Origin of the sequence: Ferribacterium limneticum, from assembly GCF_020510585.1 — a bacterium.
Classification (GTDB): Bacteria; Pseudomonadota; Gammaproteobacteria; order Burkholderiales; family Rhodocyclaceae; genus Azonexus.
Window position 1 is genome coordinate 3,516,172 of record NZ_CP075190.1, and the last position, 20,453, is coordinate 3,536,624.

Sequence of the window (20,453 nt, forward strand, 5' to 3'; positions counted from 1 at the left end):
TTTGCCACTTTCGCAAAACCCGGAACCGCCTAGACCGGGTTATCCACATCAACGAATTCGCAGCTGATACCAAACTGCTGCGCCAGATGCCCGGCCAGCGCCTGCACCCCGTAGCGCTCGGTGGCATGATGCCCGGCCGCCAGATAGGCAACCCCGCTCTCACGGGCCAGGTGCACGGTCTGTTCGGAGATTTCACCGGACATGAAGGCATCGACGCCGAGCGCGATAGCCTGCTCGAAATAGTCTTGCGCCCCACCTGAGCACCAGGCAATCCGCCGAATCGGCCGCGTGCCGTCACCGATGACCAGCGGTTGCCGCCCGAGAACAGCCGCCACTTTCGCCACCAGTGCCGCTAGGTCACATGGCTCGGCCAGCCTTCCCAGCCAGGCAATATCCTGCTCGCCGAAACGGCCATCAGCGATCCAGCCGAGCCGGCTCGCCAACTGGGCGTTGTTGCCGAGCTCCGGGTGCGCATCGAGCGGCAGGTGGTAGGCCAGCAGGTTGATATCGTTGGCCAGCAGCGTCGCCAGCCGCTTGCGGCGGATGCCGGTGACGCGACCATCCTCGCCTTTCCAGAAATAGCCGTGGTGCACCACGATGGCATCGGCCTGACGGGCGACGGCGGCATCGAGCAGCGCCTGACTGGCCGTGACGCCGGCCACGATGCGGGTGATCTCCGAACTGCCTTCCACTTGCAGGCCGTTTGGGCAATAATCCCGGAACTTTCCGGGCATCAACAGCCCGTCCAGATAAGTCAACAATTCTTCACGCTTCATCGAGACAATTCCATGCAGAGGTTGTGGCTGATTTTTGCACAAACGGTCACCGTTGCGCTGGCCATTCTGTTCGTCGTCACCACGCTGAAACCGGAGTGGCTGCCGCAACGGCAGGCGGTCCTTGCCGTGCAGGAAGCGCCGTCCGGCAGTGACGACGACAAAGTCGCGCCGACCGGCTCGTATCGCGACGCCGCCCGCGCCGCGCTGCCTTCGGTTGTGCACATCTACACTACGCAGGAAATCAAGCAGCAACGCCACCCACTGTTCGACGACCCGATTTTCCGCCACTTTTTCGGCGAGCGCCCGGAAGGCCAGCCGCAGCGCAACTCCGGCCTCGGCTCCGGCGTCATCGTCAGCCCGAACGGCTACATCCTGACCAATTACCACGTCATCGACGGAGCCGACGACATCCAGGTTTCGCTCAACGACAGCAAGACCTACAAGGCCAAGATCGTCGGCAGCGACCCGGAATCCGACCTCGCCATCCTGCAGATCAAGGCCGACAAGTTGCCGGCCATCACCTTCGGCCAGCTCGACAACCTGCGCGTCGGCGACGTCGTGCTCGCCATCGGCAATCCCTTCGGCGTCGGTCAGACGGTGACCATGGGCATCGTTTCGGCCCTCGGCCGCTCACATCTCGGCATCAACACCTTCGAGAACTTCATCCAGACCGACGCCGCGATCAATCCCGGCAACTCCGGCGGCGCGCTGATTGACGTCAACGGCAACCTGGTCGGCATCAATTCCGCCATTTACTCGCGTACCGGCGGCTCGCTCGGCATCGGCTTCGCCATCCCGGTATCCAGCGCCCGCAGCATCATGGAGCAGATCATCCGCACCGGCGCCGTGACGCGCGGCTGGATCGGCGTCGAAGCCCAGGAAATCACGCCCGAACTGGCCGAATCCTTTGGCCTGCCGGACAACGAAGGCGCCCTGATCGCCGGCGTCGTGCGCGGCAGCCCGGCCGACACGGCCGGCATCCGTCCGGGCGATGTCCTGCTCTCGGTTGGCGGCAAGGCCGTCAAGGACCCGCAGGTCATGCTCGATCTTATTGCCGCACTGACGCCGGACGACCGCTCGGCTTTCCGCCTGCGCCGCGACAAGACCATCGTTGAAGTCCAGGTGAAGATCGGCAAACGCCCGGCCATGCGCGCCGAAAAAGAGTAAACCATGTGCCAGCTGCTCGGCATGAACTGCAACGTGCCGACCGACATCTGCTTTTCATTCAGCGGATTCCAGGCCCGGGGCGGCGCCACCGATGTCCATTCGGACGGCTGGGGCATCGCCTTTTTTGAAGGCAAAGGCACCCGGCGCTTCCTCGACCCGCAGCCCTCGAGCACCTCGCCGGTAGCCGAACTGGTCCGCCGCTATCCGATTCGCTCGAAGAACGTCATCGCCCACATTCGCAAGGCAACGCAGGGTGCCGTCGGGCTGGAAAACACCCATCCCTTCATGCGCGAACTGTGGGGCCGCTACTGGATTTTCGCCCACAACGGCAATCTCTTCGATTTCATGCCGCAACTCGATGGCAGCTTCGTTCCGGTCGGCCTGACCGACAGTGAACGTGCCTTCTGCTGGCTGCTGCAGGAGTTACGCCGGCGCTTTGGAAACCATGTGCCGGAGCGCAGTGCGCTGTTCGACGCCGTTCATGCGCTGACGCTGGAAATTGCGCAACATGGCGAGTTCAACTTCCTGCTCTCGAACGGCGACTGCCTGTTCGCCCATGCTTCGACCAAGCTCAGCCACATCGTGCGCAAGGCGCCGTTCGCCCAGGCCCACCTCAAGGACCAGGACATCACGGTCGATTTCAGCGATGTCACGTCGCCAAATGATCGGGTGGCAGTCATCGCGACATTGCCGCTGACCGACAACGAAGCGTGGACCGACATGCCGCCGGGAACGCTGTGGTGGTTCGAGGAAGGTGCGCCAGTCAAGACCTTGCCGACACGACCGGGGCCGGTGAAGAAGGCCTGATCAGTCCTTGGACAAGTTGCGGAACTCGTCTTCCGCCTTGTCCATTTCGGATTCCATTTTTGCCGCGTTTTCCGGGTTGACCGTAACATTCTCCTCGACCGGCGCCGGGCGCGACACCAGCCGCGAGGCCAGGATGCCCAGCTCGTACAGCAGGCACATCGGAATGGCCAGGGCCAACTGGGATACGACATCAGGCGGCGTCACCACGGCGGCCACCACGAAGGCGCCGACGATGAAGTAAGAACGCCACTCCTTAAGCTTTTCAACCGTCACGACATTGAGCTTGACCAGCATGACAAGCGCCACCGGCACCTCGAAAGCCAGACCAAAAGCCAGGAACATGGTCATCACGAAGGACAGGTAGGCCTCGATGTCTGGTGCTGGCGTAATGCTTTTCGGCGCGAAGCTGGAAATGAAACTGAACACCTGCCCGAACACGAAGAAGTAGCAGAAAGCCATACCGGACAGGAACAGGAAGGAACTCGAAATGATCAGCGGAATGCCCAGGCGCTTTTCGTGGGCATAAAGTCCGGGGGCGATAAAGGACCAGACCTGGTAAAGAATGAACGGCAAGGCCAGCACGAAGGCGACCATGGCCGTCACCTTGAGCGGCACCATGAACGGCGTGATGACGCCGATGGCGACCATCTTGGTGCCTTCCGGCAAGGCGCGGGTCAGCGGCGCGGCGAGGATGTCGTAGATTTCACCAGGCCCCGGATAGATGCACAGGACACCGAGTACGACCGCAATGGCGATCAGGCTGCGCATCAAACGATCGCGCAACTCAACCAGATGGGAGATGAAGGAGTCTTCCTGGGGTTCGCTCATGCCGCCGGCTTGCCAATGGTTTCAGCGACCGGCAGGGTTTCGGTCAGCGAGGCAGCCGTCGATTGCAACTCGGCCGCAGCCTCCTGCGCCGGCGCCTCAATCGCGCTGCGTGCCGTTTCGTATTCGTTGCGCACGGAGCTTTCCAGTTCGCGAGCTGAATCGGAGACCTGGGATTGCAGTTTCCTCAGCTCATCGAGCTGAACCTCGCGGCTGATGTCCGACTTCACATCGTTAACATAGCGCTGCGCACGGCCGAGCAGGTGCCCGAGCGTGCGCGCCACCTTGGGCAGGCGCTCGGGGCCGATGACGATCAGCGCCACGATGCCGATCACCATCAATTCGGAAAAGCCGATATCGAACATGATTTGAAAGTCGTATCAAGGAACGGGAAAAATCCCGTCCGAAAGATCAGGACTTGGTCTTTTCCTTGACTTCAACGTCGATGGTCTGACCGCCCACCTGCTGGGTCGGCTGCGCTGCGTCGGCCGGCTTGTCACCCGCCGTGGCGTCCTTCATGCCGTCCTTGAACCCCTTGACGGCGCCGCCCAGATCCTGCCCGACGTTACGCAATTTCTTAGTACCGAAGATAAGCATGACGATGACCAGAACGATCAGCCAGTGCCAAATGGAAAAACTGCCCATGATTTGTCTCCTAGATGCGTTTGAGCATGGGGCCGACCGGTTCCGGACCGCCCACGATATGCGCGTGCAGGTGCTGCACTTCCTGCTGCCCCACACGTCCTGTGTTGATGATCACCCGGAAACCATCCGGGCTACCTTGAGTTACCGCAATTTCGTTCGCTTTGGCCAAAATCTTGCCGAGCACCGGCGCATCTTCGGCTGTGGTAGTTGCCAGTGAGGTGATGTGTTTTTTCGGAATCACCAGGACATGGACCGGACGCGCCGGGCTGATATCGTTGAAGGCGAGGATGTCCTCGTCTTCATAGACCTTCTGCGCCGGAATCTTGCCGTCGACAATCTTGCAGAAAATGCAGTCGCTCACTTGTTGCCCCGTGCCGCCTTTTCGTCGATACCGGAAATGCCTTCGCGGCGGCGCATTTCCTGCGAAACGTCCTCGATGCTCAAGCCATAGAAGGCGAGCAGGACGAGCACGTGATAAATGAGGTCAGTCGATTCCCAGACGATGTTCAGACGCTTGCCATCCTTGGCGGCCATGATCAGCTCGGCAGTTTCCTCGCCGATCTTTTTCAGAATTGAATCAGGACCTTCCGAAAAGAGCTTGGCGGTGTAGGACTTTTCCGGATCGGCGTGCCGACGGGAAGCAAGCGTCTCGGAGAGACGGTGCAGCATGTCATGGGTGCTCATTTGTAAATTTCCTTCGGGTCTTTCAGAACCGGATCAGCGGGAACCCAGCGATCCCCGTTCAATTCATTGAAAAAACAGCTTTCGCGGCCAGTATGACAGGCAATCCCGCCCACTTGTTCAATGCTCAACAGCAAGACGTCGCCGTCGCAATCGGTACGAATGGAGCGGATTTTCTGGAAATGCCCCGACTCCTCGCCCTTGCGCCACAGACGCTTTCTCGAGCGCGACCAGTATACCGCGTTGCCGCACTGCAGCGTTTCCTGCAACGACTCGCGGTTCATGTAAGCGAACATCACGACGCGCCCGTTTTCATCCTGGGCGATAGCCGGGATCATGCCGTCGGCGTCCCACTTCAACGCCTCGAGCCAGCTCAGGGAGTTATCTAGATCGCTCACAAGCGGACTTCAATACCGCGCGCCGCCATGTATTCCTTGGCCTGGCGCACGGTGTATTCGCCGAAATGAAAAATCGAGGCAGCGAGCACGGCATCGGCGCGGCCTTCGCTGACGCCGTCGGCCAGATGCTGCAGATTGCCGACACCGCCCGAGGCGATAACAGGAATACTCACTGCATCCGAGACTGCGCGGGTCAGCGCGAGGTCGAAACCGTTCTTGGTTCCGTCGCGGTCCATGCTGGTCAGCAGGATTTCGCCAGCGCCCAGCGCCGCCACTTTTTTGGCCCACTCGATCGTATCGAGACCAGTATCGTTACGGCCGCCATGCGTAAAGACGTGCCACTGGCCAGGCGCAACCTGCTTGGCGTCGATGGCGACAACAATGCACTGCGAACCAACCTTGCTCGATGCGTCGAAAACCAGATCGGGGTTCTGCACCGCAGCCGTGTTCATCGACACCTTGTCGGCACCAGCGTTGAGCAGACGACGCACGTCCTCGACCTTGCGCACGCCACCACCGACGGTCAGCGGAATAAAGACCTGTTCGGCGCAGGCTTCGACGATGTGCAGAATGATGTCGCGCTGATCGCTGGACGCCGTGATATCAAGAAACGTGACTTCGTCGGCGCCCTGCTCGTTGTAGCGGCGGGCGATTTCAATCGGATCGCCGGCATCGCGCAGGCCGACGAAATTGGTGCCCTTGACGACGCGGCCAGCCGTGACGTCAAGGCAAGGGATGATGCGTTTGGCGAGCATCAGGCGCGGGCTTTTGCCATCAGATCGTCGGCCATTTCCTGCGCCGCCTTGAAGTCGAGCGAGCCATCGTAAACGGCACGGCCGGCGATGGTGCCGACGACGCCTTCGCCTTCGACGGCGCACAGGGCGCGAATGTCGTCAAAGCCGGTCAGACCGCCGGAGGCGATGACCGGAATAGTCAGCGCCTGGGCCAGACGGACAGTGGCGTCGATGTTGAGGCCGGAGAGCATGCCGTCGCGGCCGATGTCGGTGTAGATGATCGACTCGACACCATAATCTTCGTATTTCTTGGCCAGATCGACGACATCGTGGCCGGTCAGCTTGGACCAGCCATCGGTCGCCACCTTGCCGTCCTTGGCATCGAGACCGACGATGATGTGGCCGGGGAAGGCGACGCAGGCGTCATGCAGGAAGCCGGGATTCTTGACGGCCGCTGTGCCGATGATGACGTAGGACAGACCGCCATCAATGCAGGCTTCGATCGTATCGAGATCGCGAATACCACCGCCGAGCTGGACCGGAATCTCGTCGCCGACTTCGGCCAGGATGGCCTTGATCGCCGCCGCATTCTTCGGCTTGCCGGCAAAGGCACCATTCAGGTCAACCAGATGCAGGCGACGGGCGCCTTGCTCGAGCCAGTGACGCGCCTGTTCGGCCGGGCTATCGGAAAAGACAGTGGCCTGTTCCATCAGGCCCTGCTTGAGACGGACACATTGGCCGTCCTTGAGATCAATCGCAGGAATAATCAGCATGGGGATCTAGGATGAGTAAATTCGACAGATGCGAATCAGGGGTGCCACTCGACGAAGTTTTTCAGGAGTTGCAGGCCGTCACGAGCACTTTTCTCGGGGTGGAACTGAACCGCGAAGATATTATCCCGCCCCACCGCACAGGTAAAGGGGACGCCATATTCGCAACTCCCCGTGACCAGCGCCGAATCGGCCGGTTCGACAAAATAGCTGTGCACAAAATAAAAGCGCGAGCCGTCGGCGATGCCATTCCACAGCGCGTGTGGTTTCTGGCGCACCTCGTTCCAGCCCATGTGCGGGACTTTCAGACGCTCGCCGGTCGGCAGATACATCTTGGCATCCGGGAAACGTTTGACGTTGCCGGAAAAGACGCCGAGCGCAGGGACATCGCCTTCATCGCTGTGTTCGAAGAGCATCTGCTCACCGACACAGATACCGAGAAAAGGCTTGTCCTTGGCCGCTGCCAGCACCGCGGCGCGCAGGCCGCGCGCATCGAGTTCGTTCATGCAGTCGGGCATGGCCCCCTGACCGGGAAAGACAACGCGTTCAGCCGACGCAACGACAGCCGGATCGGCCGTCACGATGACCGTCTTGCCGCCGGAGACGTGCTCGAGCGCCTTCGACACCGAGCGCAGGTTGCCCATGCCGTAGTCGATGACGGCGATGGCGCCGTTGCCCCTGCTGCCAGCGCTCACAGCGAGCCCTTTGTCGACGGCATGGCACCAGCCATGCGCGGATCGGGCGTTACCGCCATGCGCAGGGCGCGGCCGAAGGCCTTGAAGATGGTCTCGGCCTGATGGTGGGCATTCTGACCACGCAGGTTGTCGATGTGCAGCGTGACGCCGGCGTGGTTGACCAAGCCGTGGAAGAACTCGCTGACCAGATCGACATCGAAAGATCCGATGACGGCGCGCGAGAACTCGACATTGAGTTCCAGCCCCGGACGACCGGAGAGATCGACGACGACCCGCGACAGCGCCTCGTCGAGCGGCACGTAGCTGTGGCCGTAACGGGTCAGGCCCTTCTTGTCACCCCAGGCCTTGGCCAGCGCCTGACCGAAGGTGATGCCAATGTCTTCGACAGTGTGGTGCGCATCGATGTGCAGGTCGCCCTTGGCCTCGATGTCGAGGTCGATCAGGCCATGACGGGCGATCTGGTCGAGCATGTGATCGAGAAAGGGCACGCCGGTGGCAAATTTGCCCTGACCGGTGCCATCGAGATTGAGACGCACGGTGATCTGCGTCTCCAGCGTATTGCGAGTAATTTCGGCTTGCCGCATGGTGCGAACGGTGTGGTTTTGACCGGGCGATGATACCACTGCACCTGCCTCGCAGAACGTTCCACCCTTGGCATTGAAGCGGAATCAAGCTATCACTTTGGTGCTATGCTGGCTTTTCGGAGAGCAGGGTATGCCCAAGATAAGCCGATTCACCACCATTGCCATCGCCTTGTTGAGCGCAACCGCCCTCAGCACCAGCCTCTACTGGTGGCAGCTCCTCTCATCAACCGCCGAATTGCACGACAAGACGCTGGCCCAGGCCATGCAGGCGGCGACCCGTCTGGCCGTCGCCGGAGCTGGCCAGACCGAGGCGCTGATCCGCAACATGGACGCGACGCTCGAAGATCTGCGCCACGACTACATTACCCACCGCTCCGAGTACAACGAAGCGGTACAACGCGCCATGCGCTACCAGCCGGACGGCCTGATCCTGCAGGTCGGCATCATTGATGAAAAGGGTCTGCTGGCCTATTCCAGCCTGGGCAACCCGGGCAATGTCTACCTAGGCGACCGCGACCACTTCAAGATTCATCAGGAACCGGGTTTCGGTGACCAGCTCTACGTCAGCACCCCGGTCTTCGGGCGGCGTTCGAATAGCTGGTCGATTCAGCTGACCAGGCGCATCGAGGATAAGGGAATGTTCAAGGGGGTGGCCGTCATCTCCATTTCACCGAATTTCCTGGCTCGCCAGCTGGCCCGCTTCGAACTGGGCGACAACGACACCATCGCCATTTTTCGCCGGGATGGCACCTACCTGAGCCGCACGCCAAGACTTGACGAGTACATGGGCAAGACCGTGCGCACCGACCGGCCCTTCCTCGGCGACAACGCGCCGGCTTTTGGCACCTTCCGGTCGGTCGCCACTCACGAACCGGTTCAACGCAGCTTTGCCTGGCAACGCGTCGCTCACTATCCACTGGTTGTCACCTCCGGCATTGCCGAAGCCGACTTCCTGGCGGCGCTGGAGAAGGAAACCAGCATCGCCCTGCTGCGCAACGGGATGGGTACCGCCGTTGTCCTTCTTCTGGCCGGCACCCTGGCCCTGCTCATCATCCTGCTGGAGAAGGAGCAGGCAGCAGCGCTGAAGAGCGCGGCCCTCTATCGCACCCTGTTCGAAAAGAACACCTCGATCAAACTGGTCATCGACCCGGCCACCGGTCTGATTGTCGATGCCAACCCGGCCGCCTGCCGCTTCTACGGCTATGCGCATGCGCAGTTCTGCCAATTGCATATCGGCGACATCAACCAGCTCCAGCCCGACGAAATCAAGGCCGAAATGGCGCTCGCCGCCAGCGAACAGCGGCAATACTTCAATTTTCCGCACCGGCTGGCCAATGGCGACATCCGCCAGGTCGAGGTCTATTCCGGGCCGGTGGAACTGGATGGACGCCAGTTGCTCTACTCAATCGTCCATGACGTGACCCAGCGCCGGCAGCTGGAACATCGGCTAGAGGAAAGCGAAGCCCGCCTGCGCAGCATCTTCGCCGCCCTCCCCGACGGCGTGCTGATCGTCGCTGCCGATGGCCGGATCACGCAGTGGAACGAGGCCGCCCTGAACGTGCTCGACGTGGACGAACACACACTGAAGGAACGTCGGCATACCCTGCTCCATGCCGACGGCCGCCGGGTATCCCCGGAAGACTTCCCGAGCCTGCGAGCCAGCCGGCACGAGCCCGTGTTCAGCAACGAACTCTATGCCATTGAACGGGACGGCAAAGCGCGACGCTGGATATCGGTCAGCGCCCGACCGTTGCCGGCAGACAAGGACGGCCAACCGGGCGGCGAGGTCATTGCTGCGGTGGATGTCTCCCGCCTGATCGAACTGGAAGCCTCGCGCCAGATTGCCCAGTCGGTCTTCGAATCTACCACCGAAGGCATCATGGTCTGCGACGACCAGAACCGGATCGTCAGCGTCAACCCGGCCTTCTTCACCATTACCGGCTACCCGCAGGCCGAAACGCTGGGTCGCAATCCGACCTTTCTCGCCTCCGGCCACCACGATTCGTCCTTTTACCGCGAGATGTACGAAACCCTGGAGCAAAAGGACCACTGGGAAGGCGAGATCACCAACCGGCGGCGCGACGGCTCGATCTATGTGGCCTGGCTCAAGATTGCCGTCATTCGCGAGGTCGACCGCAGGATTTGCCGCTATGTCGCCCTGTTTTCCGACATCACGCTGAAAAAACGCCAGGAGGCCCAGGTCTGGCACCAGGCCAACTACGATGCACTGACCGACCTGCCCAATCGCGTGCTGCTCAACGACCGCTTGCAACAGGCCATCGCCCAGGCCGGCCGGCGCAATGCACTGGCCGGTCTGCTCTACATCGACCTCGACCGTTTCAAACCGGTCAATGACACTTACGGCCATCAGGCCGGCGACGAACTGTTACGTCAGGTGGCCAAGCGCATCGGCAATTGCATCCGCGACGAAGACACCGTCGCCCGCATTGGCGGCGACGAATTCCTCGTCCTGCTGCCGATGCTGACCCAGCGCGAAGCCGCCCTGCGCATTGCCGAAAAGATACTCGACAGCCTGTGCCAGCCCTTCCGTCTGGAACAGGCCACCGTGGACATCGCGGCCTGTATCGGCATTGCCCTGTACCCGGACCATGGCCTGACGGCCGAGATCCTGCTTGAACACGGCGATGCTGCCATGTACCGCGCCAAATCCGAAGGGCGCCGCACTGTCCGCCTGTTCAGCCCGCCAGCCCCGGCGGGTGAGCATGCTAGAATCGACGCCGATCTCCCTCACGCCTGAATCTTCCCATGAGCAAGTTCTGGAGTGCCGTCGTTGGCGGCCTGACCCCCTATGTACCCGGCGAACAGCCGAAGATCAGCAATCTGATCAAGCTCAACACCAACGAGAACCCGTTTCCGCCTTCGCCCAAGGTGCTGGCGGCGATCCAGGCCGAGCTTGGCGACGATGCGGCCCGCCTGCGCCTCTACCCGGACCCTAACGCCGATCTGCTCAAGGCGGCGGTGGCCAAGCGCCACGGCGTAACCGCGCAACATGTCTTCATCGGCAACGGCTCGGACGAAGTGCTGGCCCATGTTTTCATGGCCCTGCTCAAGCACGAGGCGCCGATCCTGTTCCCGGACATCACCTACAGCTTCTACCCAGTGTATTGCGGCCTGTACGGCATCGATTACCGCACCGTGCCGCTGGCCGACGACTTTTCGATCAATCCGGACGACTTCCACGGTCAACCGGAAAAAAGCGCCAAAAATGAAATCGGCGGCATCATCTTTCCCAATCCGAATGCGCCGACCGGCCGCCTGCTAGCACTCGACGCCATCGAGCAGATCCTCAAGGCCAATCCGGATGTCGTCGTCGTGGTCGATGAAGCCTACGTCGATTTCGGCGGTGAAACGGCCATCACTCTCGTCGACCGCTACGACAACCTGCTCGTCATCCATACGCTGTCCAAATCGCGTTCGCTGGCCGGTCTGCGCGTCGGCTTCGCGGTCGGCCACCCGGCCCTGATCGAGGCGCTGGAGCGCGTCAAGAACAGCTTCAACTCCTATCCGCTGGACCGCCTGGCCATCGTCGGCGCCGTCGCCGCCATGGAAGACGAGGTCTATTTCGAGCAATGCTGCCGCGCCGTGATCGCCACCCGCGACACGCTGACGGCCGACCTGCGCAGCCTCGGCTTCGAAGTGCTGCCCTCGGCCGCCAATTTCATCTTCGCCCGCCACCCACAGCGCGACGCGGCCGAATTGGCCAAGGCCCTGCGCGACAAGAGCATCATCGTCCGCCACTTCAAGCTGCCGCGTATCGACCAGTTCCTGCGCATCACCGTCGGCACCGACACCGAATGCCAGGCGCTGACCCAAACGCTGCAAGGCATTCTGGCTTAGGAAGGGGCACAACGATGCAAGGTATCGATTTCGACGAAGCCATCCGCCTGCACAACACCTGGCGCCGGCAGTTCATGAACGCCTTCGCCCGCGGCAGCTACGCCGACATGCCGCTGTCCGACCATCAGGGCTGCATGTTCGGCTACGCCATCGCCGCCGCCGATGACACTTCGCGCGCCCTCCCGCAATTCCAGGCGCTGATCAAGGCCCACACCCGCTTTCACGCCCTCGCCGGCGAGATTCAGGAACTGAGTAGCAACGGCATGGCCGACGCCGCCGACCTCATGCTGCCAGAGCTATCCGACGAGTCGCATCGCCTGGCCAATCTGTTCGACGAACTGCGCGCCCTGCAGCGCGACGCCCGTAGCTAGGGGCGCTAAACCAGGCCGAGCAGACCGAGGCCGGCGCCAACCCCGATAAACCACAGCGGATGCAGCTTTGTCCGCAGGTTGGCCACCACGGTCGCCGCCACCAGCAGCCAGGTCATCCAACCGAAAGCCGCCGCCTGCGCGATCAACGTCGCGCCGGAAAAGATCAGCCCGACCGCCAGCGGTGCCACACCGAGGCTAATCGCCTTTTGCCAGCGCTTGCCGGCAAAACTTTCCCAGCGGTCAATCAGCAAATAAATCAGCACGCTCATCGGCAGACACATGGCCACCGTCGACGCCAGCGCGCCGAGCAGGCCGCCGATCTCCCAGCCGATCAGTGTCACTACCAGGACGTTCGGCCCGGGCGCCGCCTGGGCGATGGCGTAGAGATGCGTGAAGGTCTGGTCGTCCAGCCAGTGGTGGTTTTCGACGACAACGCGATGCATTTCCGGCAGCAGCGCCGTCGCGCCACCGAAAGCGACGAAAGAGAGCAGCGCGAATTCGAGGAAGAGTTCGACGACGATCATTTACGCCCCAGCCGCCAGTACGCGACGCCGCCGGAGAGGACCAGCCCGGCGACCATGACGATAGGCATCGGCCAGCGCAGACCGGCAATCGCGGCGACGGTCAACGCCGTGAAGGGCAGGAAAAACGGCTTGTCCTTGATCGCCGAACCCATGCGCCAGGCCATCGCGAAGAGCAGGCCGCAACCGACGGCGGCGATGCCGCGCAGCATCGACTGGGCCAGCGGCAGGCTACCGTAGCGGTCATAGAGCAAGGCGAGCAGCAGGACGATGGCGAACGGCCCGGCGAGCAGGCCGATCGGCGCGACGATGGCGCCGGGCAGGCCGCAGTAGCGCTTGCCGACGACGACGGCCAGATTGACCACATTCGGCCCGGGCAAAAACTGGCAGAGGCCGAGCTGGGCATTGAACTCCTCGGCCGTCATCCAGCGCCGTTCCTCGACCAGCATGCGGCGGGCAAAGGGCAGCACACCGCCAAAGCCGGACAGGCCGACGGAAGAAAAACCCAAAAAAAGCGCCCGGAGGTCCGGGCGGCTTGGCGATTCAGAAGATTCCACGGTCAACCGGAAATTTCACTCAATTTTCGAGTCGGAATTCAGCCGACCTGGCGTGCGCCGGCAGGCCTTCACCATGCGCCAGCGTCGACGCAATCCGACCCAGGGTCTGCGCCCCGGCCTTCGATACCTTGATCAGGCTGGTCCGCTTCTGGAAGTCATAGACGCCAAGCGGCGAAGAGAAACGCGCACTGCCGGAAGTCGGCAACACGTGGTTCGGGCCGGCACAGTAGTCACCAAGCGACTCCGAGGTGTAATGACCGATGAAAATGGCGCCGGCATGGTGGATCTTGCTGACCCACGGATCGGGATCGGCCAGCGACAGCTCGAGGTGTTCCGGCGCCACGCGATTGGCGATGGCGACCGCTTCTTCGAGGTCGCGCACGAGAATGAAAGCGCCGCGGTTGGTCAGCGACGTTTCGATCACTTGACGCCGCGGCATGGTCGGCAGCAGCTTTTCGATGCTCGCCTGAACCTTTTCGATATAGCCGGCGTCGGTACAGATCAGGATCGACTGCGCCAGTTCGTCGTGCTCGGCCTGCGAGAACAAATCCATCGCTACCCAGTCCGGATTGCCGGAACCATCCGAGACAACCAGAATTTCCGACGGGCCGGCAATCATGTCGATGCCGACGATGCCGAAGACCCGACGCTTGGCGCAGGCCACGTAGGCGTTACCCGGACCGACGATCTTGTCGACCTGTGGAATGCTCGCCGTACCATAAGCCAGCGCCCCAACCGCCTGGGCGCCACCGATGGTGAACACGCGGTCGACGCCGGCCAGACAGGCCGCCGCCAGCACCAGCTGGTTATGCTCGCCGCCCGGCGTCGGGACGACCATGATCAATTCCTTGACGCCGGCCACCTTGGCCGGAATCGCGTTCATCAGCACGGAAGACGGATAAGCCGCCTTGCCACCCGGCACATAGAGCCCGACGCGATCGAGCGGCGTGATCATCTGGCCGAGCGTGGTGCCGTCGGCTTCGGTGTAGGACCAGCCGTCCAGCCGCTGCTTCTCGTGATAGACACGAACGCGGTGCGCGGCAGCCTCCAGCGCCTGACGTTGCTCGGCCGGCAGACTGTCGAGCGCCTTCTGCATCTCGGCCTTCGACAATTCCAGATCAGCCATGCCGCCGACCGACAAGCGGTCGAACTTGTTGCTGTACTCGACGACAGCCGCGTCGCCACGCGCCTTCACGTCGGCCAGAATGCCGATGACCGTACGCTCGACGCCCTCATCCTGCGCCGCCTCGAAAGCGAGCAGCGCATCCATTTTTGCCTTGAAATCGGCGTCGACCGTGGAAAGACGTTTGATCGCGACCATAAGCTTTATTTCTCCACCGCCCGGGCAAAGGCGTCAATGATCGGTTGCAGGGTGTCGCGCTTGACCTTGAGCGAGGCCTGGTTGACCACCAGCCGGCTCGAAATATCGACGATATGCTCCACCGCGACCAGCTTGTTGGCCTTCAGCGTACCTCCGGTCGACACCAGATCGACGATGGCATCGGCCAAACCAGCGAGCGGCGCCAACTCCATCGAACCATACAGCTTGATCAGGTCGATATGGACGCCCTTGCTGGCAAAATGTTCGCGCGCGATCTTGGTGTATTTGCTCGCCACTTTCAGACGATTGCCCTGACGCACAGCCTTGGCGTAGTCGAAGCCTTCCGGCACGGCGACCATCATCCGGCACTTGGCAATCTTCAGATCCAGCGGTGCGTAAAGACCTTCACCGCCATGCTCGATCAGCACGTCCTTGCCGGTCACACCGAGGTCGGCGGCGCCGTACTGGACATAAGTCGGCACATCGGAGGCGCGAACGATGACGACGCGCACATCCGGGTTGTTCGTATCAATGATCAGCTTGCGGGAGGTTTCGGGGTTTTCGCTCGGGACGATGCCGGCTGCTGCGAGCAGCGGCAGGGTTTCGTCGAAAATGCGGCCCTTGGAGAGTGCAATGGTGATGCCGGTCACGGTATATCTCGTGGCAAAAGAATGATTTTACCGCAAAGCCGCAAAACGGCCGGCCACAAAAGCAAAAAGCCCGGCAAGCCGGGCTTTCTTTGAGTCAGGCGACTCCGCGAGCTTATTCAGCCGGGCGGATGTTTGCAGCCTGCTTGCCCTTCGGGCCGTTCACGACATCGAAGGTCACTTTCTGGTTTTCGGCCAGGGTCTTGAAACCGTTGCCTTGAATTGCAGAGAAGTGAGCGAAGAGGTCTTCACCACCTTCGGACGGGGAGATAAAACCAAAACCCTTGGAGTCGTTGAACCACTTAACGGTACCGTTTGCCATTTGATAGCTTCCTAAAATAAAAATACGGGCTTGCGCCACAAAAACACGAGAACCAAGACCGAGGAGAGCTGACAAACCGTGGTACGGCGCAGGAACAAAACACTGCCTGGAAATCCCGAGGCTCAGAGTATGGGCCAGCATTTGGAATACGCCAAGCCTTTTTTGCAACTTTCTGCAGAGGAACGCAGAAAGTTGCAAATTTCAATGCCCCAACGACACCCGGTTAATTGACGCGCCTGACCGAAGCGCCGAGCTTGGCGAGCTTTTCCTCGATGCGTTCGTAGCCGCGATCCAGGTGATAGATCCGGTCAATGACCGTCTCGCCCTGGGCGACAAGGCCGGCGATTACCAGCGATGCCGAAGCGCGCAGGTCGGTCGCCATGACCGTCGCACCTTCCAGGTGATCAACTCCACGCACGATGGCATTGTTGCCTTCGATCTGGATGTTGGCACCGAGACGCATCAGCTCGTTCACATGCATGAAGCGGTTTTCGAAAATGGTCTCGCGAATCGTTGCCACACCGTCGGCAATACAGTTGATGGCCATGAACTGCGCCTGCATGTCGGTCGGAAAGGCTGGATACGGCGCCGTGCGCAGGCTCACCGCCTTTAGGCGCTGCGGTGCCACGAGACGAATGGCATCGCGTTCGACGGTAATTTCACAGCCGGCGTCCATGAGTTTGTCGACCACGGTATCAAGATAGGCGGCCGAGGTCTTGAGCAGGCGGATATCGCCGCCCGTCGCGGCGGCGGCACACAGATAAGTACCGGTTTCGATACGGTCCGGCATGATGGCATGCGTTGCGCCGTGCAGCTTGTCGACGCCCTGGATGCGAATGACGTCGGTGCCGGCGCCGGAAATACGGGCGCCCATCGATACCAGACAGTTGGCCAGATCAACCACTTCCGGCTCACGCGCCGCATTTTCGATGATCGTCTCGCCTTCGGCCAGACAGGCCGCCATCATGAGATTTTCGGTGCCGGTCACGGTAACCATGTCGGTACAAATGCGGGCGCCCTTCAGGCGGGTCGCCTTGGCATGCACGTAGCCCTGCTCAACCTTGACCTCGGCGCCCATTGCCTGCAGGCCTTTGATGTGCTGATCAACCGGCCGGGCACCGATGGCGCAGCCACCGGGCAGGGAAACGCGAGCCTCACCGCAACGCGCGACCAGCGGGCCGAGCACGAGAATCGAGGCACGCATGGTCTTGACCATTTCGTACGAGGCGACCGCATTGGTCAGGCCGCCACCGTTGAGCTCCATGCCATCGACGCCATCCATCGTCACGCCGACGCCCATGTCGCCGAGCAGGCGCAGCATCGTCGAGATGTCGTTTAGGTGCGGCACATTGGTCAGGTGCAGCGGGTCGGAGGTCAGCAGCGAGGCGCAGAGAATCGGCAATGCGGCATTCTTGGCGCCGGACATGGCCACTTCCCCGGAGAGGACCTTGCCCCCTTCAATCAACAACTTATCCACGCTGCGCGCTCCACTCTTCGGGTGTCAATGTTTTGAAGGACAAGGCATGCAACTCGCCGGAGTCGAATTTTTCCTTCAGTATTTTGTTCACATGCTGCTGACGCTGCACGCGGCTCTTGCCGGCAAACTCATTGCTCACCACGGTCGCCATGAAATGCTGGCCGTCACCATCGAGTTCGAGGTGTTCGCAGGCCATGCCGGCGAGTATCAGTTGCTTGATTTGTTCAGGATGCATCATGTTCAGCCTCTCAACTTCCAGCCCCGCTTCAGAAGGCGCAGCGTCAGCATGGACACGGCGACGAAGCAGGTAACGACAACCGCCAGACTGGTTTCCGGTGCCACGTCGGAGACGCCGAAAAAGCCATAACGGAAGCCGTCAATCATGTAAAAAACGGGATTGTAATGCGACAGCCCCTGCCAGAATGTGGGCAAAGTGTAAATCGAGTAGAAAACGCCGGACAACATGGTCAGCGGCATGATCAGGAAATTCTGGAAAGCCGCCAGCTGATCGAACTTCTCGGACCAGATGCCGGCAATCATGCCCAGCGCCGCGAACAGGCCGCCACCAAACAGTGCGAAAACCAGCGTCCACCACGGCGCAACGACCTTCAGTTCGGCAAACCATACAGTCGCCAGCAAGACGCCGATGCCGACCAGCAAGCCACGCGCCACGGCGGCCAGCACGTAGGCCGCGAAGAAGGCGCTATACGGAATCGGTGGTAGCAAAACAAACACAATCGAGCCGGTTATCTTGGCCTGGATCAGGCTTGATGACGAGTTGGCAAAGGCATTCTGTAATACCTGCATCATGACCAGACCGGGCACCAGAAAGCTGATGTAACGCACCCCGTGCACCTGCACATGTTCGTCGAGTACATGGCCGAAAATCAGCAGGTAGAGCAAGGCTGTCAGCACCGGCGCGGCAACTGTCTGGAAACTGACTTTCCAGAAACGCAGGAACTCTTTTTCGAACAGGGTCAGGAAACCGATCATTGCTGCATGGTCCGCACAAAAACCTGCTCCAGGGAAGCGCCCGGATAGGCCGCCATGAGGTTGGCCGTGGTGTCCAGCGCAATCACCCGCCCCTGCTTCATGAGCGCGATGCGGTTGCACAGCGCTTCGGCCTCTTCGAGGTAATGCGTCGTCAGAATGATCGTATGGCCTTCGCCATTGAGGCGGCGAATGAACTGCCACAGGCCCTGACGCAATTCGACGTCGACACCGGCAGTCGGCTCGTCGAGGACGATGACCGGCGGCTTGTGCACCAAAGCCTGCGCCACCAGCACGCGCCGCTTCATACCGCCGGACAGCCGGCGCATATTGACATTGGCCTTGCTCGTCAGATCGAGGTGTTCCAGGATTTCGTCTATCCAGTCATCGTTCTTGCGGATGCCGAAATAGCCGGACTGGATACGCAGCGTTTCGCGGACATTGAAGAAGGGGTCGAAAACCAGTTCCTGGGGCACGACACCGAGCAAGCGACGCGCCTCGCGAAAGTCGCGGATAACATCGTGACCCATCACCTTGATCGTCCCGGAATCCGGACGAATCAGCCCGGCCAGCGAGGAAATCAGCGTCGTCTTGCCGGCACCATTCGGACCGAGCAGGCCGAAAAACTCGCCCTGCTCGATATCGAGCGACACCCCGGCCAGCGCTTGCAGCGAACCGAAATGCTTGACGACGTCAACGATGGAAACGGCAGGAATCATGAGAAGCCCCTCAGGCGAGAGGCAACAGGTCGGTTACGCCATACAGCTCAGCCAGCGAAACAACACCATTTGGAATTTGGGCAAATTTTACGGTTGACCGTGAGATTTCCGCAGCGCGCAACCAGCCGAGCATGACCGCGAGCGCCGACGAGTCGGCCTCGGTCACTTCAGAAAAATCAAAGACTTGCTCACCCGGCTGCAAAGCAGAACGGCCTGCTTCGAGCAGGCCGCGCGCATTGGTCATCACCAGCGGCACCTTGATGACAAGGCGCCCCATTTCACGTTCGATCATTTCTTCGAGTTGGCTTCCAGAGACTTGTTCTTGGCTGCCACCGAAGCGATCAGGCCATCAATGCCGCCGTTGCGCACTTCCTGGCCGAACTGGTCGCGATAGTTGGTGACCAGACTGATGCCGGCCACCACCACATCGTAGACCTTCCAGCCCGACTCCAGTTTCTCCAGGCTGTAATCAAGCTGAACCGGCTTGTTGCCGGGCTGTAGCACCTCGGTCCGGACCAACACGTCAGAATCTGTCGGCGCCATTTTGACCGGCTTGTAGACCACTTTCTGATTCTTGTAACCAGTCAAGGCGTTGGCGTAAGTGCGCACCAGCAGCGTCTTGAACTCAGCGGTCAACTGCTGCTGCTGCTGCGGGCTGGCCTTGCGCCATTCCTTGCCGAGCGCCAGCGCGGTCATGTGTGAAAAATTGAAGTGCGGCAGCACCTTCTTGTCGACCAGCTCAATGACCTTGTGCGTATCGCCGTTCTGAATATCCTTGTCCTTGCGAATAATCTCCAGCACATCGTCGGTGACGCGCTGCACCAGCACATCCGGCGCCTCCTGGGCATAGGCCGCACTGACAACGAATCCGGCAAAAAACAAGGCAAATAGTTTTTTCATCATTTCTTAGGTGAGTAATTAGTCTTCCAGACGCGGCGGGCGACCGTCAAAAATCTGGTTGTTGCGGCGCTGCAGATAAGCGTCACGAATATAAGCATACTTATCCAGCGCCGCCTCTTCGACCACCTTGTCGGAGGGCAACAAACTGGCGCGGACGTCGACAAAACGCAGCGCCGCCATGCTGTTGCGCACCGACACCGGGCGCACGTACACCACCGGATCGGCATAGGTACCAACAGCGAAACCGACCGTATCGCGCACATTGCGCGGGCCGATCACCGGCCAGAACAGGTAACCACCACCGCCCACCCCCCAGACAGCCAGGGTCTGACCAAAATCTTCATCATGCCGCTCCAGGCCCAATTCGCTGGCGACATCGAACATGCCGAAAATACCGACCGTCGAATTGATCAGCAAACGCCCCAAGTCAATGCCCGCATCGCCAAACTTCCCCTGCAAGGCGCTATTGACGCCAACCCACAGATCGCCGGCATTGCCGAAGAAATTGCCGACGCTGGCCTTGACCGGCAACGGAACAGCGTTGTCATAGACCTGAGCAACCGGCTTGGCAGCATATTTGTCGATAGCCTCGTTGACCACAAACATCGGGCGGTTGAAAGCCTCATAGGGATCAATAGGATTTCCGTCAGCCACTGCACCGGAACAGGCAAATGCGATGGCTAGCAAG

At 60.9% G+C, this 20,453-nt stretch carries 27 protein-coding genes and 1 pseudogene; 5 read left to right on the forward strand and 23 right to left on the reverse strand.

The genetic code is table 11. From position 1 onward, the window contains the following. Nucleotides 1-29: 29 nt before the first annotated feature. Nucleotides 30-776, reverse strand: a complete 747-nt coding sequence (locus tag KI613_RS16765) for a Nif3-like dinuclear metal center hexameric protein (RefSeq protein WP_226401449.1) — start codon at nt 774-776, stop codon at nt 30-32. Between the two features lie 12 nt (nt 777-788). Here KI613_RS16765 and KI613_RS16770 point away from each other — a divergent pair, with 12 nt between their 5' ends. Both KI613_RS16770 and KI613_RS16775 read left to right on the forward strand, forming a co-directional pair. Then, on the forward strand, nt 789-1,943 hold the full coding sequence (locus KI613_RS16770; protein ID WP_226401450.1) for a Do family serine endopeptidase: 1,155 nt from the start codon (nt 789-791) through the stop codon (nt 1,941-1,943). A gap of 3 nt (nt 1,944-1,946) precedes the next feature. After that, on the forward strand, nt 1,947-2,750 hold the full coding sequence (locus KI613_RS16775; RefSeq protein ID WP_226401451.1) for a class II glutamine amidotransferase: 804 nt from the start codon (nt 1,947-1,949) through the stop codon (nt 2,748-2,750). On the opposite strand, the gene tatC is transcribed toward KI613_RS16775, so the two are convergent. From tatC to hisB, 10 genes are read right to left on the reverse strand one after another with little or no spacing between them, the layout of a single operon-like run. Continuing rightward, nucleotides 2,751-3,578: a twin-arginine translocase subunit TatC gene (gene tatC / locus KI613_RS16780; protein ID WP_226401452.1), complete on the reverse strand. Its 828-nt coding sequence runs from the start codon at nt 3,576-3,578 to the stop codon at nt 2,751-2,753. Further along, entirely contained in the window at nt 3,575-3,940 is a 366-nt protein-coding gene (tatB, locus tag KI613_RS16785; RefSeq protein ID WP_226401453.1) for a Sec-independent protein translocase protein TatB, read from the reverse strand. Before tatB ends, tatC begins: the two co-directional genes overlap by 4 nt. A gap of 46 nt (nt 3,941-3,986) precedes the next feature. Then, nucleotides 3,987-4,220 carry a Sec-independent protein translocase subunit TatA gene (tatA, locus tag KI613_RS16790; protein WP_226401454.1) on the reverse strand — a complete coding sequence of 78 codons (234 nt, stop codon included), beginning with the start codon at nt 4,218-4,220 and terminating at the stop codon, nt 3,987-3,989. A gap of 10 nt (nt 4,221-4,230) precedes the next feature. Next, nucleotides 4,231-4,581 (reverse strand): histidine triad nucleotide-binding protein, encoded by a 351-nt coding sequence (locus KI613_RS16795; RefSeq protein WP_226401458.1) that lies wholly within the window; start codon nt 4,579-4,581, stop codon nt 4,231-4,233. Beyond that, nucleotides 4,578-4,904 carry a phosphoribosyl-ATP diphosphatase gene (locus KI613_RS16800; RefSeq protein ID WP_226401459.1) on the reverse strand — a complete coding sequence of 109 codons (327 nt, stop codon included), beginning with the start codon at nt 4,902-4,904 and terminating at the stop codon, nt 4,578-4,580. Before KI613_RS16800 ends, KI613_RS16795 begins: the two co-directional genes overlap by 4 nt. Then, nucleotides 4,901-5,239, reverse strand: a complete 339-nt coding sequence (hisI, locus tag KI613_RS16805) for a phosphoribosyl-AMP cyclohydrolase (RefSeq protein ID WP_404827015.1) — start codon at nt 5,237-5,239, stop codon at nt 4,901-4,903. The genes KI613_RS16800 and hisI overlap by 4 nt, the downstream gene beginning before the upstream one ends. Before the next feature lie 56 nt (nt 5,240-5,295). Next, entirely contained in the window at nt 5,296-6,054 is a 759-nt protein-coding gene (gene hisF, locus KI613_RS16810) for an imidazole glycerol phosphate synthase subunit HisF (RefSeq protein ID WP_226401462.1), read from the reverse strand. Beyond that, nucleotides 6,054-6,806: a 1-(5-phosphoribosyl)-5-[(5-phosphoribosylamino)methylideneamino]imidazole-4-carboxamide isomerase gene (gene hisA, locus KI613_RS16815; RefSeq protein WP_226401464.1), complete on the reverse strand. Its 753-nt coding sequence runs from the start codon at nt 6,804-6,806 to the stop codon at nt 6,054-6,056. Before hisA ends, hisF begins: the two co-directional genes overlap by 1 nt. Before the next feature lie 35 nt (nt 6,807-6,841). Continuing rightward, nucleotides 6,842-7,447, reverse strand: a complete 606-nt coding sequence (gene hisH, locus KI613_RS16820) for an imidazole glycerol phosphate synthase subunit HisH (protein WP_404827017.1) — start codon at nt 7,445-7,447, stop codon at nt 6,842-6,844. A gap of 47 nt (nt 7,448-7,494) precedes the next feature. Then, entirely contained in the window at nt 7,495-8,082 is a 588-nt protein-coding gene (gene hisB / locus KI613_RS16825; protein ID WP_226401469.1) for an imidazoleglycerol-phosphate dehydratase HisB, read from the reverse strand. 130 nt (nt 8,083-8,212) lie between these two features. Here hisB and KI613_RS16830 point away from each other — a divergent pair, with 130 nt between their 5' ends. Genes KI613_RS16830 through KI613_RS16840 form a run of 3 tightly spaced genes read left to right on the forward strand, consistent with a single transcriptional unit; the run spans nt 8,213 to nt 12,311 of the window. Continuing rightward, nucleotides 8,213-10,840: a sensor domain-containing diguanylate cyclase gene (locus KI613_RS16830; RefSeq protein WP_226401481.1), complete on the forward strand. Its 2,628-nt coding sequence runs from the start codon at nt 8,213-8,215 to the stop codon at nt 10,838-10,840. Nucleotides 10,841-10,848: 8 nt separating this feature from the next. Continuing rightward, nucleotides 10,849-11,940 (forward strand): histidinol-phosphate transaminase, encoded by a 1,092-nt coding sequence (gene hisC / locus KI613_RS16835; RefSeq protein ID WP_226401483.1) that lies wholly within the window; start codon nt 10,849-10,851, stop codon nt 11,938-11,940. A 14-nt stretch (nt 11,941-11,954) separates the two neighbouring features. After that, nucleotides 11,955-12,311: a CZB domain-containing protein gene (locus KI613_RS16840; RefSeq protein WP_226401485.1), complete on the forward strand. Its 357-nt coding sequence runs from the start codon at nt 11,955-11,957 to the stop codon at nt 12,309-12,311. 5 nt (nt 12,312-12,316) lie between these two features. Here KI613_RS16840 and KI613_RS16845 read toward each other — a convergent pair whose 3' ends face one another. The 12 genes and pseudogenes from KI613_RS16845 to KI613_RS16900 all read right to left on the reverse strand — a co-directional run bounded on the left by KI613_RS16845 (nt 12,317) and on the right by KI613_RS16900 (nt 20,452). Then, nucleotides 12,317-12,835 carry a chromate transporter gene (locus tag KI613_RS16845; RefSeq protein ID WP_226401487.1) on the reverse strand — a complete coding sequence of 173 codons (519 nt, stop codon included), beginning with the start codon at nt 12,833-12,835 and terminating at the stop codon, nt 12,317-12,319. Beyond that, on the reverse strand, nt 12,832-13,341 hold the full coding sequence (locus tag KI613_RS16850; protein ID WP_264181440.1) for a chromate transporter: 510 nt from the start codon (nt 13,339-13,341) through the stop codon (nt 12,832-12,834). The genes KI613_RS16845 and KI613_RS16850 overlap by 4 nt, the downstream gene beginning before the upstream one ends. Nucleotides 13,342-13,408: 67 nt before the next feature. Then, nucleotides 13,409-14,710, reverse strand: a complete 1,302-nt coding sequence (gene hisD, locus KI613_RS16855) for a histidinol dehydrogenase (protein ID WP_226401501.1) — start codon at nt 14,708-14,710, stop codon at nt 13,409-13,411. 5 nt (nt 14,711-14,715) lie between these two features. Continuing rightward, nucleotides 14,716-15,360, reverse strand: coding sequence for an ATP phosphoribosyltransferase (gene hisG / locus KI613_RS16860; RefSeq protein WP_226401502.1), 645 nt, complete (start codon nt 15,358-15,360; stop codon nt 14,716-14,718). Nucleotides 15,361-15,472: 112 nt separating this feature from the next. Beyond that, entirely contained in the window at nt 15,473-15,679 is a 207-nt protein-coding gene (locus tag KI613_RS16865) for a cold-shock protein (RefSeq protein WP_011289117.1), read from the reverse strand. Between the two features lie 223 nt (nt 15,680-15,902). Beyond that, nucleotides 15,903-17,156, reverse strand: coding sequence for a UDP-N-acetylglucosamine 1-carboxyvinyltransferase (gene murA, locus KI613_RS16870; protein WP_226401503.1), 1,254 nt, complete (start codon nt 17,154-17,156; stop codon nt 15,903-15,905). After that, complete coding sequence (locus tag KI613_RS16875) at nt 17,149-17,394, reverse strand: BolA family protein (protein WP_226401504.1); 246 nt, start codon at nt 17,392-17,394, stop codon at nt 17,149-17,151. The genes murA and KI613_RS16875 overlap by 8 nt, the downstream gene beginning before the upstream one ends. 2 nt (nt 17,395-17,396) lie before the next feature. Then, the gene (locus KI613_RS16880; protein ID WP_226401505.1) at nt 17,397-18,149 is read right to left on the reverse strand and encodes an ABC transporter permease; all 753 of its coding nucleotides are present in this window, start codon (nt 18,147-18,149) and stop codon (nt 17,397-17,399) included. 29 nt (nt 18,150-18,178) lie between these two features. Next, nucleotides 18,179-18,865 (reverse strand): annotated as a pseudogene (locus tag KI613_RS16885) (ABC transporter ATP-binding protein); the annotation flags it as partial. 10 nt (nt 18,866-18,875) lie between these two features. Beyond that, complete coding sequence (locus KI613_RS16890) at nt 18,876-19,157, reverse strand: STAS domain-containing protein (protein WP_226401506.1); 282 nt, start codon at nt 19,155-19,157, stop codon at nt 18,876-18,878. Next, nucleotides 19,154-19,768, reverse strand: a complete 615-nt coding sequence (locus KI613_RS16895) for an MlaC/ttg2D family ABC transporter substrate-binding protein (RefSeq protein ID WP_226401507.1) — start codon at nt 19,766-19,768, stop codon at nt 19,154-19,156. Before KI613_RS16895 ends, KI613_RS16890 begins: the two co-directional genes overlap by 4 nt. A 15-nt stretch (nt 19,769-19,783) precedes the next feature. After that, the gene (locus tag KI613_RS16900; RefSeq protein WP_226401508.1) at nt 19,784-20,452 is read right to left on the reverse strand and encodes an MlaA family lipoprotein; all 669 of its coding nucleotides are present in this window, start codon (nt 20,450-20,452) and stop codon (nt 19,784-19,786) included. Between the last annotated feature and the right edge of the window lies 1 nt (nt 20,453).

Coding starts and splice junctions, on each gene's coding strand:
- KI613_RS16765 (WP_226401449.1), bottom strand. CDS start 776: ATGAAGCGTGAAGAATTGTTGACTTATCTGGACGGGCTGTTGATGCCC.
- KI613_RS16770 (WP_226401450.1), top strand. CDS start 789: ATGCAGAGGTTGTGGCTGATTTTTGCACAAACGGTCACCGTTGCGCTG.
- KI613_RS16775 (WP_226401451.1), top strand. CDS start 1,947: ATGTGCCAGCTGCTCGGCATGAACTGCAACGTGCCGACCGACATCTGC.
- tatC (WP_226401452.1), bottom strand. CDS start 3,578: ATGAGCGAACCCCAGGAAGACTCCTTCATCTCCCATCTGGTTGAGTTG.
- tatB (WP_226401453.1), bottom strand. CDS start 3,940: ATGTTCGATATCGGCTTTTCCGAATTGATGGTGATCGGCATCGTGGCG.
- tatA (WP_226401454.1), bottom strand. CDS start 4,220: ATGGGCAGTTTTTCCATTTGGCACTGGCTGATCGTTCTGGTCATCGTC.
- KI613_RS16800 (WP_226401459.1), bottom strand. CDS start 4,904: ATGAGCACCCATGACATGCTGCACCGTCTCTCCGAGACGCTTGCTTCC.
- hisI (WP_404827015.1), bottom strand. CDS start 5,239: ATGATCCCGGCTATCGCCCAGGATGAAAACGGGCGCGTCGTGATGTTC.
- hisF (WP_226401462.1), bottom strand. CDS start 6,054: ATGCTCGCCAAACGCATCATCCCTTGCCTTGACGTCACGGCTGGCCGC.
- hisA (WP_226401464.1), bottom strand. CDS start 6,806: ATGCTGATTATTCCTGCGATTGATCTCAAGGACGGCCAATGTGTCCGT.
- hisH (WP_404827017.1), bottom strand. CDS start 7,447: ATGGGCAACCTGCGCTCGGTGTCGAAGGCGCTCGAGCACGTCTCCGGC.
- hisB (WP_226401469.1), bottom strand. CDS start 8,082: ATGCGGCAAGCCGAAATTACTCGCAATACGCTGGAGACGCAGATCACC.
- KI613_RS16830 (WP_226401481.1), top strand. CDS start 8,213: ATGCCCAAGATAAGCCGATTCACCACCATTGCCATCGCCTTGTTGAGC.
- hisC (WP_226401483.1), top strand. CDS start 10,849: ATGAGCAAGTTCTGGAGTGCCGTCGTTGGCGGCCTGACCCCCTATGTA.
- KI613_RS16840 (WP_226401485.1), top strand. CDS start 11,955: ATGCAAGGTATCGATTTCGACGAAGCCATCCGCCTGCACAACACCTGG.
- KI613_RS16845 (WP_226401487.1), bottom strand. CDS start 12,835: ATGATCGTCGTCGAACTCTTCCTCGAATTCGCGCTGCTCTCTTTCGTC.
- hisD (WP_226401501.1), bottom strand. CDS start 14,710: ATGGTCGCGATCAAACGTCTTTCCACGGTCGACGCCGATTTCAAGGCA.
- KI613_RS16865 (WP_011289117.1), bottom strand. CDS start 15,679: ATGGCAAACGGTACCGTTAAGTGGTTCAACGACTCCAAGGGTTTTGGT.
- KI613_RS16875 (WP_226401504.1), bottom strand. CDS start 17,394: ATGATGCATCCTGAACAAATCAAGCAACTGATACTCGCCGGCATGGCC.
- KI613_RS16880 (WP_226401505.1), bottom strand. CDS start 18,149: ATGATCGGTTTCCTGACCCTGTTCGAAAAAGAGTTCCTGCGTTTCTGG.
- KI613_RS16890 (WP_226401506.1), bottom strand. CDS start 19,157: ATGATCGAACGTGAAATGGGGCGCCTTGTCATCAAGGTGCCGCTGGTG.
- KI613_RS16895 (WP_226401507.1), bottom strand. CDS start 19,768: ATGATGAAAAAACTATTTGCCTTGTTTTTTGCCGGATTCGTTGTCAGT.